The following is a 242-nucleotide window of genomic DNA, read 5'->3' as shown; positions in this document are numbered from 1 at the left end:
GGCACCCGCATCCTGCACTACAAGTGCTGCTCCACCTTCGACAGCGCGCCGCACGTGGGCAGCATCGGCGCGGCCGTGGCCGAGCTGCGGCGCCACATGCTCAATCCGCTGGTGCCCATCGTCGGCGGCCAACCCGGCATCGGGCGCTATTGCAGCTTCGCCAACCTGTTCGCGCGCGCCGGCGCCGCCGCCGAGGTCCACCGGATCGACCGGCACCCGGTGATGCGCGCGCATCCCGTCAC

1 protein-coding gene is annotated in these 242 nt (G+C 72.3%); it reads left to right on the top strand.

Going from position 1 to position 242, the window contains the following annotated elements:
* Positions 1-242 (top strand): four-carbon acid sugar kinase family protein (locus OH705_RS28475; protein ID WP_323873515.1); only part of this gene is annotated, 242 nt, incomplete at both ends.

This window comes from Pseudomonas sp. BJa3 (assembly GCF_026343815.1).
GTDB lineage: Bacteria > Pseudomonadota > Gammaproteobacteria > Pseudomonadales > Pseudomonadaceae > Aquipseudomonas > Aquipseudomonas soli.
This window is presented reverse-complemented; position numbering and strand designations above follow the sequence as displayed.